Annotated in this window: 15 protein-coding genes; 9 read left to right on the plus strand and 6 right to left on the minus strand. The window is 29.9% G+C overall.

Going from position 1 to position 16,178, the window contains the following annotated elements; all coding sequences use genetic code 11:
- Positions 1 to 14 precede the first annotated feature (14 nt).
- The 3 genes from C1I91_RS03380 (at position 15) to lepB (ending at position 4,555) form a co-directional block, all read left to right on the plus strand.
- Positions 15 to 1,385 carry an MATE family efflux transporter gene (locus C1I91_RS03380; protein WP_128211229.1) on the plus strand — a complete coding sequence of 457 codons (1,371 nt, stop codon included), beginning with the start codon at positions 15 to 17 and terminating at the stop codon, positions 1,383 to 1,385.
- Positions 1,386 to 1,843: 458 nt separating this feature from the next.
- Positions 1,844 to 3,631, plus strand: a complete 1,788-nt coding sequence (locus tag C1I91_RS03385) for a M3 family oligoendopeptidase (protein ID WP_238475916.1) — start codon at positions 1,844 to 1,846, stop codon at positions 3,629 to 3,631.
- A 339-nt stretch (positions 3,632 to 3,970) separates the two neighbouring features.
- A complete protein-coding gene (gene lepB / locus C1I91_RS03390) occupies positions 3,971 to 4,555 on the plus strand; it encodes a signal peptidase I (protein WP_238475917.1) in 585 nt (194 codons plus the stop codon).
- Between the two features lie 41 nt (positions 4,556 to 4,596).
- On the opposite strand, the gene C1I91_RS03395 is transcribed toward lepB, so the two are convergent.
- From C1I91_RS03395 to C1I91_RS03405, 3 genes are all read right to left on the minus strand, one after another.
- Entirely contained in the window at positions 4,597 to 5,973 is a 1,377-nt protein-coding gene (locus C1I91_RS03395) for a DUF4179 domain-containing protein (RefSeq protein ID WP_128211230.1), read from the minus strand.
- Entirely contained in the window at positions 5,966 to 6,532 is a 567-nt protein-coding gene (locus C1I91_RS03400; protein WP_128211231.1) for a sigma-70 family RNA polymerase sigma factor, read from the minus strand. The genes C1I91_RS03395 and C1I91_RS03400 overlap by 8 nt, the downstream gene beginning before the upstream one ends.
- Positions 6,533 to 6,687: 155 nt before the next feature.
- Positions 6,688 to 7,116 carry a CBS domain-containing protein gene (locus tag C1I91_RS03405; RefSeq protein WP_128211232.1) on the minus strand — a complete coding sequence of 143 codons (429 nt, stop codon included), beginning with the start codon at positions 7,114 to 7,116 and terminating at the stop codon, positions 6,688 to 6,690.
- 229 nt (positions 7,117 to 7,345) lie between these two features.
- On the opposite strand from C1I91_RS03405, the gene C1I91_RS03410 reads away from it, so the two are divergent.
- The 3 genes from C1I91_RS03410 to C1I91_RS03420 all read left to right on the plus strand — a co-directional run bounded on the left by C1I91_RS03410 (position 7,346) and on the right by C1I91_RS03420 (position 10,355).
- Entirely contained in the window at positions 7,346 to 7,540 is a 195-nt protein-coding gene (locus C1I91_RS03410) for a BhlA/UviB family holin-like peptide (RefSeq protein WP_128211233.1), read from the plus strand.
- A gap of 136 nt (positions 7,541 to 7,676) precedes the next feature.
- The gene (locus tag C1I91_RS03415; RefSeq protein WP_128211234.1) at positions 7,677 to 8,891 is read left to right on the plus strand and encodes a NosD domain-containing protein; all 1,215 of its coding nucleotides are present in this window, start codon (positions 7,677 to 7,679) and stop codon (positions 8,889 to 8,891) included.
- A gap of 741 nt (positions 8,892 to 9,632) precedes the next feature.
- Positions 9,633 to 10,355, plus strand: coding sequence for a hypothetical protein (locus C1I91_RS03420; RefSeq protein WP_128211235.1), 723 nt, complete (start codon positions 9,633 to 9,635; stop codon positions 10,353 to 10,355).
- Positions 10,356 to 10,527: 172 nt separating this feature from the next.
- Here C1I91_RS03420 and C1I91_RS03425 read toward each other — a convergent pair whose 3' ends face one another.
- Together C1I91_RS03425 and C1I91_RS03430 are read right to left on the minus strand one after the other, a co-directional pair.
- Positions 10,528 to 11,502 (minus strand): glycoside hydrolase family protein, encoded by a 975-nt coding sequence (locus tag C1I91_RS03425; protein WP_128211236.1) that lies wholly within the window; start codon positions 11,500 to 11,502, stop codon positions 10,528 to 10,530.
- 100 nt (positions 11,503 to 11,602) lie between these two features.
- Entirely contained in the window at positions 11,603 to 12,127 is a 525-nt protein-coding gene (locus tag C1I91_RS03430) for a sigma-70 family RNA polymerase sigma factor (protein ID WP_128211237.1), read from the minus strand.
- Between the two features lie 606 nt (positions 12,128 to 12,733).
- Between C1I91_RS03430 and C1I91_RS03435 the strand changes: the two genes are divergently transcribed.
- Positions 12,734 to 13,042, plus strand: a complete 309-nt coding sequence (locus C1I91_RS03435; protein WP_128211238.1) for a hypothetical protein — start codon at positions 12,734 to 12,736, stop codon at positions 13,040 to 13,042.
- Positions 13,043 to 13,353: 311 nt separating this feature from the next.
- Positions 13,354 to 14,163, plus strand: coding sequence for a rhomboid family intramembrane serine protease (locus C1I91_RS03440; protein WP_128211239.1), 810 nt, complete (start codon positions 13,354 to 13,356; stop codon positions 14,161 to 14,163).
- Positions 14,164 to 14,366: 203 nt separating this feature from the next.
- Here C1I91_RS03440 and C1I91_RS03445 read toward each other — a convergent pair whose 3' ends face one another.
- On the minus strand, positions 14,367 to 14,594 hold the full coding sequence (locus C1I91_RS03445) for a glutaredoxin family protein (RefSeq protein ID WP_128211240.1): 228 nt from the start codon (positions 14,592 to 14,594) through the stop codon (positions 14,367 to 14,369).
- A 299-nt stretch (positions 14,595 to 14,893) separates the two neighbouring features.
- Here C1I91_RS03445 and C1I91_RS03450 point away from each other — a divergent pair, with 299 nt between their 5' ends.
- Positions 14,894 to 16,168 (plus strand): MFS transporter, encoded by a 1,275-nt coding sequence (locus C1I91_RS03450; protein WP_128211241.1) that lies wholly within the window; start codon positions 14,894 to 14,896, stop codon positions 16,166 to 16,168.
- The last annotated feature ends 10 nt before the right edge of the window (positions 16,169 to 16,178 follow it).

Genomic DNA, 16,178 nt, shown 5'->3' on the forward strand with positions numbered 1-16,178 from the left:
CGGAGATGATTAGTTTGACCAAGAATAAAGCATCAAAAAATAGAATGACAGTATTTAATTTGACCTGGCCTATTTTCATAGAGACCTTGTTGTTCATGCTATTAGGAAGCGTGGATACACTTATGTTAAGCAGGTATTCTGATAACTCAGTTGCTGCAGTTGGAGTATCAAATCAGTTAATATCCATGATGAACATAATGTTTGGAATCTTATCTACAGGAACATCTGTACTTATAGCACAGAATCTAGGCGCTGGCAATAAGAAGATGGCTTCTAAGGTTGCTACAGTGTCATTAATAATAAACTTGATATTTGGACTAACGTTGAGTGCGATAATGTATTTTGCAGCACATGGTATTTTAAGTACTATGGGAATAAGGCCTGAGCTCATGAAATTTGCGGCTCAGTATCTTCAAATTGTAGGCGGTTTCTTATTTGTTCAAGCAGTTATGATGACTTGTACAGCTATAGTTAGAAGTCATGGACTAACTAAAATATCTATGTATGTAACTATAGGCATGAACGTGCTTCACGTTATATTAGACTATATTTTTATCTTTGGCGCATTTGGAGTTCCTGTTTTAGGAGTTGCAGGTGTGGCTATATCTACTAATATAAGTAAAGTTGTTGGGCTAATTATAATGCTTTTTGTAGTATTTAGAAATGTTGAAAGAGGATTTAGCTTAAAGAATCTAACACCATTTCCTAAGAAGATAGTCAAGGATCTTTTAAAGATAGGAATACCAACAGCAGGAGAGCAGCTTTCATATAATGTATCTCAACTAGTTATAACATATTTTATAAACTTCTTGGGAAATGAGGCTTTAACAACTAAGGCTTATGTACAAAACATTGTAATGTTCGCTTATTTATTTTCGGTGGCAATAGGACAAGGAACTGAGATATTGGTAGGACACCTTGTAGGAGCTGAAGAAAATGAGAAGGCGTATAAGACATGTATACACAGTTTAAAACTTGCATTAACAACAGCTTTTTCGATAGCATTAATATTTGGAGTGTTCAGAAATCAGGCCTTAGGTATATTCACATCAAATCCTAAGATACTAGCTGTAGGTGGTATTATTCTTGTAATAGACGTATTCTTAGAACCAGGCCGCTCCTTCAATTTAGTTGTTATAAATTCTCTAAGAGCATCTGGAGATGTTAAGTTCCCAGTTTACATGGGGATTTGCTCTATGTGGGGAGTCAGTGTTACCTTATCATATCTACTAGGAATAAAACTCGGACTAGGACTTGCAGGTATGTGGATTGCCTTTGCCTGCGACGAATGGTTTAGAGGAGTGTTGATGCTATGGAGATGGAGATCAAGAAAGTGGGAAAGTATGGCCTTTGTTAAAAAAGGAATGATAAGTCAGGAAAGTTAGTTAGTATAAGCTTATATGAGTATAGTAAACATGCGTAAATAGGAAATTCCTTATATGCATGTTTTTTTACTGTCTTGACCAGTATAAAGTTTTTTGATAGCTAAACCTAATAATTTTAATAGTTTAGAAGAGCTAATTATAGCATACAATAAAAAATAAATCATATTGACCTGATAAAATTTCTCTACATAGGTAAAGAAGTTCTGGCAGATGAGCAAAGTTTTAAACTTAATTAACATAATATATTAAATAATTTAATAAGTTTATAGAAGGATTTTTCAGCTTTTTAAATAATATTTAATAATAAAGAATTTTTAATTAAGAAAAGAGGTGTAGATTAGTATCTATAGAATTCCTAAGTTAACTAATTAATAATCTATACATACCCAAAAGTCCTAGGAACTGCTATTTCCCTGCAAATATAAATTAGTTTTATTTATAGGAACTCTCTAGTGCTAATGATTAATATGAATGATAATGAAAAAATGAAGTGGAGCCTAAAGGAATTATATTCTTCCTTTGATGGTGAAGATTTTAAAAATGACATGAGGCTATTGGATCAATGTATAGAGAAGTTTATATCATGGACAGAAAATAGTCTTAAGGATAATGCTGAATCTACAAAGAAATTGGAGAGTTATATAAGTCTAATACAGGAGTATGTTGGTTTAGAGGGAAGACTTAGTAGCTTTGCCAGCCTAAGTTTTTCAGCAGATGCAAAGAATGAAGAGGCAAAAAGGTATTTAGGTATTATAGAAAAGAAGCAAACAAAGATAACAGGAGCACAGGTTAAGTTTGCAAAATGGATAAGCAGCTTAGAAGATTTAGATAAGATAATAGAAGCTTCTAACTTATTGAAAGAGCATGAATTTTATCTCAAAGAGATAGTTTTAGAAAATAAACATATATTAAGTGAAAAAGAAGAAATTGCTATATCTAAAATGAGATTAACTAGTTCTAGTGCGTGGTTGAAGCTTAAAAATCAATTAACTTCAAACCATAAGGTGGAAGTTGAAATAGATGGAAAGAAACAGAAGCTAGCCATAACTAAGGTGAAAAATTTATTGTTTTCAGATAATAAGGAGATAAGAAGGAAGGCTTTTTATGCTGAGCTAGAAAGTAACGATAGTATAGCAGAAGGAGTTGCTGCTTCTTTAAATGGTATAAAAGGTGAAGTATTAACTATATGTGAGCTAAAAGGATATGAATCGCCACTTAAGATGACTCTTGAAAATTCTAGAATGGATGAAGAAACCTTAAATGTTATGCTTAAGGTTATGAAAGAAAGCTTGATAGACTTTAAGAAGTATTTTTTCAAGAAAGCTGAACTTTTAGGATATCAGGGTAAGCTTCCTTATTATGATATAATGGCACCAGTTGGAAAGAAGGATATGTTTTTTAGCTATGATGAAGCTGAAAAATTTATAATAAAGCATTTCTCATCATTTTCAGAAGATATGGGCAACCTTGCTAAAAAAGCTTTTGACAATAGATGGATAGATGCCGAAGTAAGGGATGGGAAAAGAAGTGGTGCCTTCTGCCATAACTTGCACTTTATAAAGGAGAGTAGAGTTCTTTGTAGCTTTGATGGAAATTTTAAAAATGTATGTACTATAGCTCATGAATTAGGTCACGCTTACCACGGATTTGTATTACAGAAGGAAAGTATACTGAACTCATCATATCCTATGCCGCTTGCAGAAACAGCATCTATATTTGCTGAAAATATTGTAAGAAATGCAGCTTTAGAAACTGCTAATAAGGATGAAGCTCTAGTTATATTAGGAGCAGAACTTGTAAACTGTGCCAGCGTAATAGTAGATATTTATGCTAGGTTCCTATTTGAGGACGAAGTATTTAAGAGAAGAAAAGACGGTGAGTTATCTTTAGAGGAATTAAAGGATTTAATGCTTTGGGCACAGAAAGAGGCTTATGGAGAGGCGATACTAGAGGAAACCTTCGATTCATATGCTTGGGTGCATAAGCCTCACTATTACTATGTAGGAAGAAATTATTATAATTTTCCGTATGCTTTTGGGCTCTTATTTTCTAAGGGGCTATACAAACTTTATATGGAAGAAGGAAGTGCTTTTGTTAATAAGTATAATGAAGTTCTTAGATTAACAGGGCAAGCTAATATTTATGATGTAGCTAGATATATAGGAATAGATTTGCATGATGAATCCTTCTGGAGAGGCTCTATTGACATGGTAAAAAGAGATATAGAAAAGTTCTGCAATATATAAAGATGATCATATAATTTTATTATATTTAAAATTTAACCATTAGATTTTTGGCTTAAATATTTATGGTATTTAACATTTGGATTAATAACAAAGTAAATAAATATATTGTAAAATAAAAACAGTAAGGTAAAATAATATTGAGTTCCTTTTTATTCTTTGTGAATTTATAGCAAAGGTAAAGTTATGAATTGCTTAAAAGTGTTTAAAGAGATAATAACAAGAAAAAAATCATATTCAACTGCCAAAGTTTTTTCATATGTATTTGGAAAGGCAGATGAGTAAAAAAATTTGACTGTATAAATCGTTTTTTTAATGTAATATTTAAGTATGGGAGGATGTATGATCGATAAGAAGAAGGTATTTAAAGAGATTATGGGATGGGTTTACCCAATAATAGGAGCACTTATCCTAGTAACCATACTTGATACTAAAGTGTTTGCAATGGTACAGGTACAGCAGAGATCAATGGAAAATACACTTGAGAATGGTCAAGAATTACTTATAGATAAGATAACTTATGATTTTAAAGAACCAAAAAGAGGAGACATAATAATATTCTTAGAAGATAAGAGTAGGGATAAAGCTTTATCAGATTTCAAGATATTTCTAGATGATTTGTTCAATCGTAAGGATATACGCCTAGTAAAGCGTGTAATAGGAGTACCTGGAGATGAAATAGACCTTAAAGATGGATGTGTCTATGTTAATGGTAACAAACTAGCAGAGAATTATGCTCAAGGTAATACAGAAAAGCAGCAGATAAACTTTCCTTTAAAAGTATCAAAGGGTAAGCTATTCGTGCTAGGAGATAATAGAGAAGTTAGTATAGATAGCAGATCCTTTGGTCTTATTGACGAAAATCAGGTTGAAGGAAAAGCCAGACTTAGAATATGGCCTTTAGATAAGGTAAGCACAATAAAGTAATAAACAAACCACTGAAAGGGTATACTCTCAGTGGTTTGTTTCTATTTTAAGTCAATTTCTAATGGAGCTCCTTGAGATAAGGTCTTATAAAATGGAAAAGTTACGTTATATCCATAAGTTTTACTATTATCAATATTGTCATATTCTAAAATATATGAGTCTTTTTCCTTTGAGTTAGGATCTTTATAAAATTTAATATAATCATGGTGAATATACATTTCCAGATTATCTCCATGTTTTTCAGCTAGGTTAATAGGATAGTAAGCTTTTAATAAGTTTTTAGGATCATCTAGGTTAAAGTGAAATTTAATATTGTCAGAGTTTTTTTCTATTTTATTGATTTTTATAGTTCCAATATTATCTACGTGGAAGCTTCTTAATGTGGCTAAGTCACGAGCTTTTTGGAAGTCTTCGGGTATTGAAATTACTTGCTTATCATCTCTAATGGCATCAGATCTATTGGTTAACGAAGTGTAAATATAAAGTTTCTTTGCATCTTTTTCAACTTTGGTGAAATCTGTTATATAATATCCACTGTCATCAGATCTTGCACCAAAATTATTATATATTCTCCCTTTGTCATCAAATAGGTAGAATTCAAAATCCATGGGATCCTTATCACCCTTTGCTAAAGAGAACTTAATTGAAGTGTTCAAAGGACTTATTTTTAACCTATCAATCTTTACAGTATCTATATTGCCCAATTTTATTTTCCCTGGACTATTTTTTGTTATGGTACTTCTTATGGTACTTTCTCTAGATACAGGAACTAAAAATTTTACGTACAAATTGGGGATTTCTTGGTTTCTTATAATTAAGTTCATATCTAGTCTTTTAGGAACTTTCTTTGCAGGAGCAACTTCAAGTTTAGTTACTATCAATGTAGTATCATCATTTAAAATCGTAGAGTCATTATCAGAGCCCATAAATATGAAACTACCATTTGATACTAATGGAGAAACATTAAAGTTATTTACTTTTTTATCATTTTTATCTTTATTTTTATTTAATCCAGGCTTAAAGATTCTAAGTGCTACCATGACATTTTCATCATCGGCCATAAGTTTGTCTATGGTGAATTTGTATCCATCCTTTTCTTGGCTTAAACCTATATAACTAGAGAAGTCTTTAAATTCATTATAATATCCAAGCTTTTCATATAGGGAATCTATTAAGGGAATACTTTCTATAAAAGGATCAGCAAAAGCAGGTTTTACAGAAAAGGTTCCGATGGTTATTATAAGTGCCAATGAAGCAGCTATATAAGCATATTTCTTTTTGTTATTAGTTTTGATCTTTTTCCTGAAGTTATTTTTGATATTTTTTATCTCTATGTCAGTTAGAGCTGCGTCTATATTTTCATAATCATCTTCGTCAAAAGATGAGGAGTTTAATATTTCATATATATTGTCACTCATTTATGATACCTCCATAAAAATCATTTATTTGTTTCTTTAGCTGCTTCTTTCCTCTAAATATTCTATTGTCTACAGAAGATCTAGATAAATCTAAAGCTAGGCATATTTCATTGATGCTTTCACCCATAAGATACCTTCTTATAAAGATATCTTTGTCAGGATAAGACATGGTACTTATGATATCTAAAAGTTCTTTATTACTTTCCTTAGCTAGTATCTCAACTTCAGTACTTTTCTCATCTATAAGGGTTACATCTTCAATATCACAGTTATTTTTAAGCTTTGACAACTTTCTTTTATAATCAATAGCATTGTACTTACTAACTGCAATTAGCCATGAAGTAAACTTTGCTTCTTCTGCTTTGTAGGAGGTTATATTATTCCAAATCTTTAGTAATACATCATTTAAACATTCCATACAGTCCTCTCTATGATCTATTCCGATTACAGAGACTATTACCTTAAATATCAAATTTGAATAGTTATCAACAACGTAGTCTAGTGCAGAAGGATTCTTTTTAATTAGCTGGTCAATAAAGTTCTCACTAGTGATTTTCATATTGCACCTTCCTTTCATATATATCTACGAAGCTACATATTATAATCTCTCATAAAATTTAACAATTTATATTTTATAACAATTACATATAGGTGCATATAAAAAACCACTGAAAGTGTAAACTCTCAGTGGCTTTTTATTAATATTTTGAACTTTTAGAAGCCTGAATTACCAGGTTGAGATATATCGCTTAGTGAATGACCAGCTTTTTCATCTGCTTTTGGTTCTGTAGCTAAGTCACCAAGGGCTACTATTCCAACCACTCTTTCATTTTCTACTATTGGAATTCTTCTTATTTGTTGTTGGCTCATTATTCTTGAAATGTCTTCTACACTCATATCAGGTGAAGCTGTTACTGGGTTGTTTGTCATAACACTATTAACTGTTTCATGAGTAGTATCAGCGCCAGAAGAAACAGCTCTTAAAGTTATATCTCTATCAGTAACTATACCGACAAGTCTATCACCAGAACATACTGGAATTGAGCCTATATTGTATTCCTTCATTAGGATAGCAGCTCTTTCTACAGTATCATTAGGTGCTACGCTTACTAAAGATTTGCTCATTATATCTCTTGCTTTCATAAAAAAACACCTACCTTCAATTAAATTTCAACATTAGTATTTCCTTAAAAATAAAAAATTACTATAGTGTTTTTAAAAATATGAGATAGGTATGGAACTTTTAATTTAATGATTTGTAACAATAAGTATATATTCTATATATTTCTAAAAAAAATATACCACCGATGTTTACATTTTCTATATTAAACAATCTTTATATAGTATATGAGATATTAAAGGAGGTGATTTTATGGAAAATGAAATTTTAAGGTTACTTGCAACTCAAGGGGCATTTGCACTACTTTTCTGCTACCTATTATTTTATGTATTAAAGGAAAATAGTAAAAGAGAAGGTAATTATCAAAATATAATTCAGGAGTTGACGGGTACATTACCAATTATTAAAGGAGACATAGAAGAAATAAAAGAAAAGTTTATAAAGTGAATGGTTGTAGAATTTTGCTAGAAAGTTCAGATAGTCAAAAGCTTATAGTAGAAACATGTAATGAATTATAGGATTTGGAGTAACACCAGACAGCAAACAATCAATATGAATAATAAATTAGGAGGAAAATGATAATATGATTAATCAATTAGATTCACAATTTTTGCAAGTAAATAGTACTGACGATCTACAAGAAATAATAAACTATGCATTATCTCATGGAATAAGAGGCATTTCTTTTAGTCCAAATGCAACAATAAAATTAAATTCCAGCATTATTATAGATTATACAAACATTACTGATACAAATGGATTACTTTTTGAGGGGAATGGCTCATCAATATATTGCCAAGCTAATTCTCAATTTTGTTTTGTGGTAAAAGGAAAAGGAACGCAATATCCTCAATTAGTTAAGAACACCACATTTAGAAATTTCAACTTTTACACAGATAGTAGTGCTAGAGGTGGTGGAATATCCATCATTAATAGTAGTCAGACTTTAATAGAACGTTGTTATTTTAATGGATTTTGGAATGCAGTAGATGTTAGATATAGTGCTGAACTTCAAATTAGAAATTGTGGTGGAGAAGGAAATGATGTAGGAGTATATACGCTACATTGTAGAGATAGTAAATTTACTGATTTGCATTATTGGGGAGGTAGCCATGGATTATTTCTAGATGGAACTTTAGATGTTGCTTGGGATGGAGGAGCTTGTCTAAATGGGATTACAGCTAATATAATGAGTAAGTATGGAATTTATTTAAAGGGGCAATACACACCTCAATTAAACAATTTAGTATTAGAGACTTGTGATACTGGAATTCAAATAGAAAGTTCACAGTATGGAAATATAAATAATGCATTTTTAGGTCCAAATACTAGTTATTCTATTTATTCTACAAATTATAGTGGTGGAGCAAATAACGATTTTTGGATTTTAAATAACATTAACGGACAAACCCAAATGAGATTATCTAAAATGAATTTTAGTAGTTTTAGTGATATAACTTTATTAAGTGTTTCTAAATCTGTAACTGGAGGAGCCTTAACATTTGATTCTTGTGAAGATTGTAATACTACTAATATAAGCATTAAAAGTTTTACAACCCCTCATGGGATACTAAACACTGGATCAACTTATGGATTATTTAATAATATATCTTCATTTGGAACAGGCAATGGTATGTTTGTTGATATAGGAAATGGTAGTGTTGTAATTGATAATCTTATGGTAGGACAAAGTAATACTAATGGACTTGGTGTTAATGGCTATGGAAGCCCTAGTTTGGTTAAATATACTTATTATAAACCTGTAAGCGGAGTTTTAACCAGGTTTACAAATAACTAGTTACTGATTAAATGGAAAATAATATTGTATTATTAGACAAAATGCCATAGGAGAAGTAGGCAGTACAGCAACTACAATATTCTCAAAAAAAATAACTTCTATTATGATTAAAGAGGGCTGTCGCACTAAACAATTAGTGCACAGCTCTTTTCCGCATAAAAGATGGATCTAGCGCTCTTTGTAATTGGGAACTTACAATTCATATTAGGTTTATTGCAAATTTAGGGATGAATAAGATAGTCCAAGGAAGATGATGAAGATTGTGCTATGTTTTTTTATTTTTAAATACAATGTTAATTAAATATTGAGATTATGTAACATTACTTTAAAACAATGTAATATTAATGCAAGATAATTAAACACATGATTACTAAGTTGATTTACAAAAAGAGATATGTTATAATTTAAAATGTGAAATATGTAAAATTATAACTAATTAATGTTATTTTTAAAATTTATAATATTGCAGTACATAGCAACTAAGATGTCAATTGTATTTTATAATGATGATTATATTAAAGTATAATATAGACTAAAAACTATCTTAAATAAATTGTTTGTGGTGTGCTGCGGTATAAAGCTGCTGTTAGTGGCTAGTATATAACTAGTGGTTAGATTGGAAGCTGCATGATTTAAGCAATATAAAACATTAATGCTATAAAAAATTAAATTAAGTAGCTATATATATATCATACTTGGAAAGTAATGAGATTTTAATTTTCATGGAAGGAGAATTAACTTATGAAAAGGCGAATAATATCAATCGGATTGATTTTCACAATGGTGTTTTTTTCAGGATGTAGCAATGGAAAAGAAAATAAGGGGCAAACAAATACAAAAGAAACTCAAGAAGCTTCAAAACAATCTGATTCCAATGATAGTACAAAAAGCCAGGAAACTTCAAAAGATGATTCATCAAATACAACAAAGCAAGGTAGCGACGATTCAACTGCTAATACTAGCACTGGAAATAACAAAGCACAGACCAAACCGGAGTCTCAGCAAAAACAGAAATCACAGAATACTCAGCAGCCGGAAAAAGGAAAGACAGAAACTTCAACTGAAAGTAATAAGTCAAAACAAATATATATGGGAAATTGGGTTGTAAAGAAGTATTTAGCATCTAGTTCTATTTCGACATTTAGTCAAGATGATATTAATAATATGATTGGAAAGAATCTAACTTTCGCACAAGAAAAAGCAAATAGCTTTAAGGAAAGTGTAAGTGATTTAAATATTATAATGAATAATCCTGTATATGAAGAGTCTAGAGTAGAAAAGAATAGCTTCGAAGAAGATAATAAGAATAGAGTAACTTTTGAAAAGTTGGGTATATCAAGTGATTATATTACTGCAGTAAATATTAAAGATACAAAAGGTAATTCTTGTTTAATATATATTAAAGATGATAACACCTTAATTTTAGTTGGTGGTGGAGCTTACTTTCAACTAGATAGAATTTAGTGTGAATATATATAAAGAGCAGATTATTTAAATCTGCTCTTTATATAATTTTATATCTTAATGATATATTGTATAGTTGATTATTAGGTTGTTGTGCGTGAGTATATCCATATTAATAAGTTTATAATATATACATAGAACTTAGAAATGATAAATGTATTATTATGAGATATTATTTATTTCTCACATAATCAGCATATAGGAACATATCACATTCCTCATTTCTTCTATTAACTAAACCTTGCATAACTTGTCCATTGGCGTGAGTCCAAGCTAAAAAGTTAGCCCTAAGACTTTCATCTCTAACCCCTTGACATACTCTAGTGTATAGATTAGATTGTTGTAATAAGGCACCTACTCCACAGTTGTAAGCAAAACTACATAAAGCGTCAAATTCATTTTGCTTAAGAGCTACGTTCTTAGAAGCAAGGCTAGATTTAATTTGACTTGCAACAGAATTAAGTTCGTCCATAAGCCATTGAGTAGCCTGAGCCTCTGTGCAATGTCCAAGAGCAACTAAATCCTTTCTAGTTGTACCATAACCTATTGTCATAACTCCTGTGCCGTCATTGTAAGCATGATCAGAAAATGCTTCATAGGCTTTAATAAAGTTTACTAAGCTTGAAGAAACTGTACCATTTGTTGGTCCAGTAGAACCACCAGTAGAACCACCAGTAGAACCACCAGGAATACCACCTCTATATTTTACATAACCACTCTTAGTATTAGCTCCCTTATCGGTATTGTATACAACATGAATCATATTATTTGCTTCATATATAGGTGTGGCAGTTTCGTATGGACTTAAAGAACCTAAATGAGCTCCATTTTCATCAAGCACTTCTTCATTGGTGGAACCATTATGCCATTGACCTTGGTTAGTGTATTTTATTATTGATGTAACATTGGTAACGTAACCCTGTCTCACTGAACTTCCAGCAGGATATTGAACCAAAACTAATTGCTTTGTATACCCAACATCTAGTACTGTTATTTTGTCTCCATTGCTTACCATTCTGCCTGATATTTGGTTACCGTTTGCATCTCTTATATATAGGTCATCACCTACTACTTGAGCGTTGTTTGGATAAGTGAAACCTCCTGAAACTAAGTCTCCTGGATTTACATTTGGATAATTATTTGCCATTTTAATTCCTCCATTATTAATTTTTTTATTTTTATAAAATCAAGCTTGAATTTTATTTACATAGATTAAAAAGATTTTAATATCTAATTTGTAAAGGCATCTATAAAATAATTTTTGAAAGTGATTTTCTTAGTTTATTTATAGATCTATTTTTTGTTTGATTCACTGCTTGTCTAGAAATGTGAATAGTATTTGCTATATCATTATCTGATAACTCATTTATATATTTTGAAACAATTACAAATTGCTCCCTTTTGGTTAAGTCGTTCAATAAATCATAAAGCTCTATAGTATAACCTTCATTCATAGAAGAAATTGTATTAAAGTCAAAATCATATGAACAAGAAAATAATTTGTTTTTCTCTTTTGACAAACTCCAGTACTTGTAAATTATTGCTTTCTTTATATAACCAACTATATACTTATCTTCTTTAAAAGTTTCTTTATGAATTGGAATTTTATAAAGAACTTTAATGACTTCTAGTATGATCTCCTGTTTAGCATCATCAGAACCAATTATTTTCGAATATTTATTAATTATTGGTTCAAATTTTTCAATAATATAAAGAATATCTTTTTTACTACCAGCTTTACATTTCACTAATTTACTGTATAATTCATCCATATTATATATTAACCTCCATAAATGTATATATATATAAAGAGATGCTTTGTTACAAAATGTAAATGTATCTTTGTAAAATATTAATTTATATAGATAAGATTGTTATTTATTGTTATATCAGCAATAAATGTTGATATGAAATTAATAATTGACAAAAAAATAAGACATTCAGCTAATTACTGAATGTCTTATTTTGTAACTATTTAAATCATATTACAAATATACTAAGTACTGTAATAAGGTATTATTAAGTAAAATATAAGAAAATTGTAAGAAAAATATAAGAATTTATTATAATCATATACTGTGGGTCATTATTGTTGATATTAATTTACTGATGAAGTATAGATAAGTTAGGAATATAGGGAAATAAGAGTTATATTTATGTAAAGAAGTTTAACATTGGGACTTGATGTGAATTGACTGATATTGATAATTTAATAAATCATAGAATATATCCTTCAGCTTTAAAGTATATAATTAAAAAGATTTCAATGGGACAAAAAACAACTGTCTATTTGGGAGATACAAATTAATTGCTATTGTAAAGCTTTTATTCTATAATTTAGTACATATTCCAAAACTAAAAGATAAGGAGTTGAGTTTGTGGAAAATACTATTTTTAGCGGTTTTCTAGTTGTGTTTGGAGCTATGTTATTATATACAGGGCTTAAGGCTTCCGATGAAAAAATTAAAAATCTATCTAATTTTAAAAGATATAAGAAGGTTTCAGACGAACTTATTAAATTTTTGAGGATTCAAAATATAGTAATTGGTGTAGCTTTATTTATTACAGGAGTTATAAACTTTTATTCCACTTTATCAACCACAATATTAGCAATTATAATACTATCTATATACATAGTTACAGTAGCCTTAGCATTTGTTGCTAAAGGTAGATACTTGAAGAAATAATTATGTTGTATGATATTTATTTTAATAATGCTATTCTAAAAATAGGTAATTCTTAGTATATTGTTAAATAAATAATCCCTAAAATAGGGGTTATTTTTAATATTTTTATATTATTAGTTAGTTTGTAATTATCTTTAAGTGATTTAGCTGGGGATAATAGATTTACAGAGCTTTAATTTGAGAAGTAATGATTTTAAGATTGGGGTATTTTTATAAGACTAGTTAAATAACAGTTAACTGGTTATAATCTATATTATGGAACTTTATTTTAAGTTGTAAATAACGTAGTTATGATTAAAGGAGGTTTTGGGGTGAAGTGGTTAGATAAATTAGAAAGAAAATTTGGTAGATATGCTATTAAGAACTTGATGTTTTATATAGTGGTAGCTAACTTGATTGTATATTTAATGGAATATTTGTTTAGAACAAGTATGCTTACATACAAGCTTATGTTTATACCTAGTCTTATATTAAAGGGAGAAGTATGGAGGGTTATAACTTTCATCTTTATCCCACCAAATTCATCACCTATTTTTATAATATTTGTATTATATTTTTATTATATGATAGGCTCAACTTTAGAAAGCGAATGGGGCGCATTTAGATTTAACTTCTATTACTTACTCGGAATAGTTGGGACTATAATTGCTGGGTTTATAACAGGTGGGGCTGTTACTGGTACTTATTTAACCTTATCTTTGTTTTTAGCCTTTGCCTACACATATCCAGATTATCAGATATTATTATTCTTCGTGATACCAATTAAGATTAAATATTTGGCTTGGCTTGATGCGGCATTTTTAGCTATTTCTTTTATCCAAGGAGATATTGCTGATAAGCTTTCTATAGTTGCGGCATTAATAAATTTCTTTGTGTTCTTTGGAAAGGATATGCTATATAGAGGGAAAAATACAGGCTATGCCTATAATAATAAGAAAAATATTAAGAAAAAGACTAAAAATAAAAACATTAAGTTAGTTTGGAGACATAAGTGTGAAGTTTGTGGTATAACAGATAACGATGATCCTAATATGGAGTTTAGATATTGCTCTGGCTGCCAAGGAAATCATGAATACTGTATAAATCATTTAAGAAATCATGAGCATGTTAAGAATAGTTAAAAAAACTGAGAGCGTCTTGTAGTTAAGACACTCTCAGTTTTTTGATGTCTAGGAAATTATAGGTATAGATATCAAGGTTTTAAAATATCTATTTAGGGTGAACAGTAAAAAAATATTACTTGCCTGCCAGAATTTCTTCACATTCGTTCAGAAAAGGCATATGCACAAATAAGTCGCTGAAGTTCACTTCAGCGACTTATTTATTATAGACTTAATGCTTGATCTATAGCAGGTTTATCAAATCCAACAATTACTGTACCGTTGATATCTAGAACAGGAACTCCCATTTGTCTTGATTTATTAACCATTTCTTCTCTAGCACTTAAATCTTCTTGTACGTTTAATTCTTCGTAGTCTACTCCTTGTGATTTTAAGTAGCTTTTTGCCTTAACGCACCATGGGCATGAATTAGTTGTATATACTTTTACCATAATATTTCACTCCTTATTAACAAATAATTATTATCTAAATACATTATACCTCATGAGGGTATATTCTTCAATATAAAAATAATATAATCCATATAATATATGAATCAATTCATTTTATGCTTACATTTAATGTAATTCGTTAATATATCAAAATGAATTGATGATATTAGGGTTTGAATCTAGAGAAATAATATACTCATTTCAAATAATTAATCGATAAATTTTTTTTCACAACAATATGTAGTCGTAGTATAATTATTTTTGGTTTAGTAATAGCACAATTGATAAAGGAGGAAAACATGAGTTTATTAAAAGAGCTAAAGAAAGTAAAAAGAAGGATAACCTATGAGAAAAGATTATATAATAGAAATTCTTTATTGTACCTTCTGGCTATAATATTTTTTTATATCTGCAATGGAGCCTTTAGTATGCTTCAAGGAATTTATCTTAAGGAAGCAGGAATGAGTGAAGGGTTCTTAGGAGTAATATTAAGCGTAAAGACTATTACAATAGCCTTGGGAGCTATTCCTTGCGCAATTATAGTTTCGAAGATTGGGAAGAAAAAAGGCTTATTAATTGCTATGTTTATAATACCAATTACTATTATATTGCAGGGAATAACAAGTAATAATTGGACGGTACTGTTTCTTTCAGCAATACAAGGCTTAGTAAATGCTTTCATAGTAGTATCTGAAGGACCATTTTTAATGGAGAACAGCAATGAGAGGACAAGACTTCAGCTATTTAGCTATGTATTTTCAACAAATGTATTTTCTACTATGGTAGGGTACTTTGCATTTGGATCAGTCTCAAGGACCCTGGAAGGTGTAACTGGTGGAGTTAACTCGTTAAGGTATTCAATTATAGCTTCTGGGGTTATTGGAATTTTTTCAGCTATATTTATACTTAAGATAAAATCTGTAAAAGAAGTAAATACAAAAGAAAATACAAAGGATTTTATTAAGCACATAATTAGGTTATCATTAGATAAATATCCTTTAAGATTATTGATTTATAACTCCATAATAGGTTTTGGGGCAGGTCTTGTAGTGCCTTATTTTAATGTGTATCTTAAATATAAGGTTAATGCATCAACAGCTCAGATAGGTTTAATTATGGCGTTAGCTCAATTTGCAATGGGTTTTGGTGGGTTATTGACTCCAGTTATGTCGAAGAAATTTGGCAGAGTAAAAACGATAAACTTATGCCAGATAGTTTCAATCCCATTTTTGTTGTTAATAGCATTGCCGCCTAACTTGTATATAGTAGCAATGGCACTATTTATGAGAAATGGGCTTATGAATATGTCTGGACCAGTGGTTGGAACAATAACCATGGAACTTATTGAAGGCGAAGAAAGATCAATGTTTGCAAGCGTAAATAATATTTTCAGTAATGTTAGCAGAGCAATTAGTACTGCGCTTGGAGGAATTATAATGTATAGTTTGCCTCATGGCTACGAGATTCCTTATATAATAACTGCTATAATGTATATAATTGCAACAGTTGTATTTCATAAATCATTTTCATTTTTAGATTATGGAGTAAAAGTGAAGAAGAAAATAATAGTATAGTTGTATAGTG

This window comes from Clostridium manihotivorum (assembly GCF_004015185.1).
GTDB classification, from domain to species: domain Bacteria; phylum Bacillota; class Clostridia; order Clostridiales; family Clostridiaceae; genus Clostridium_AR; species Clostridium_AR manihotivorum.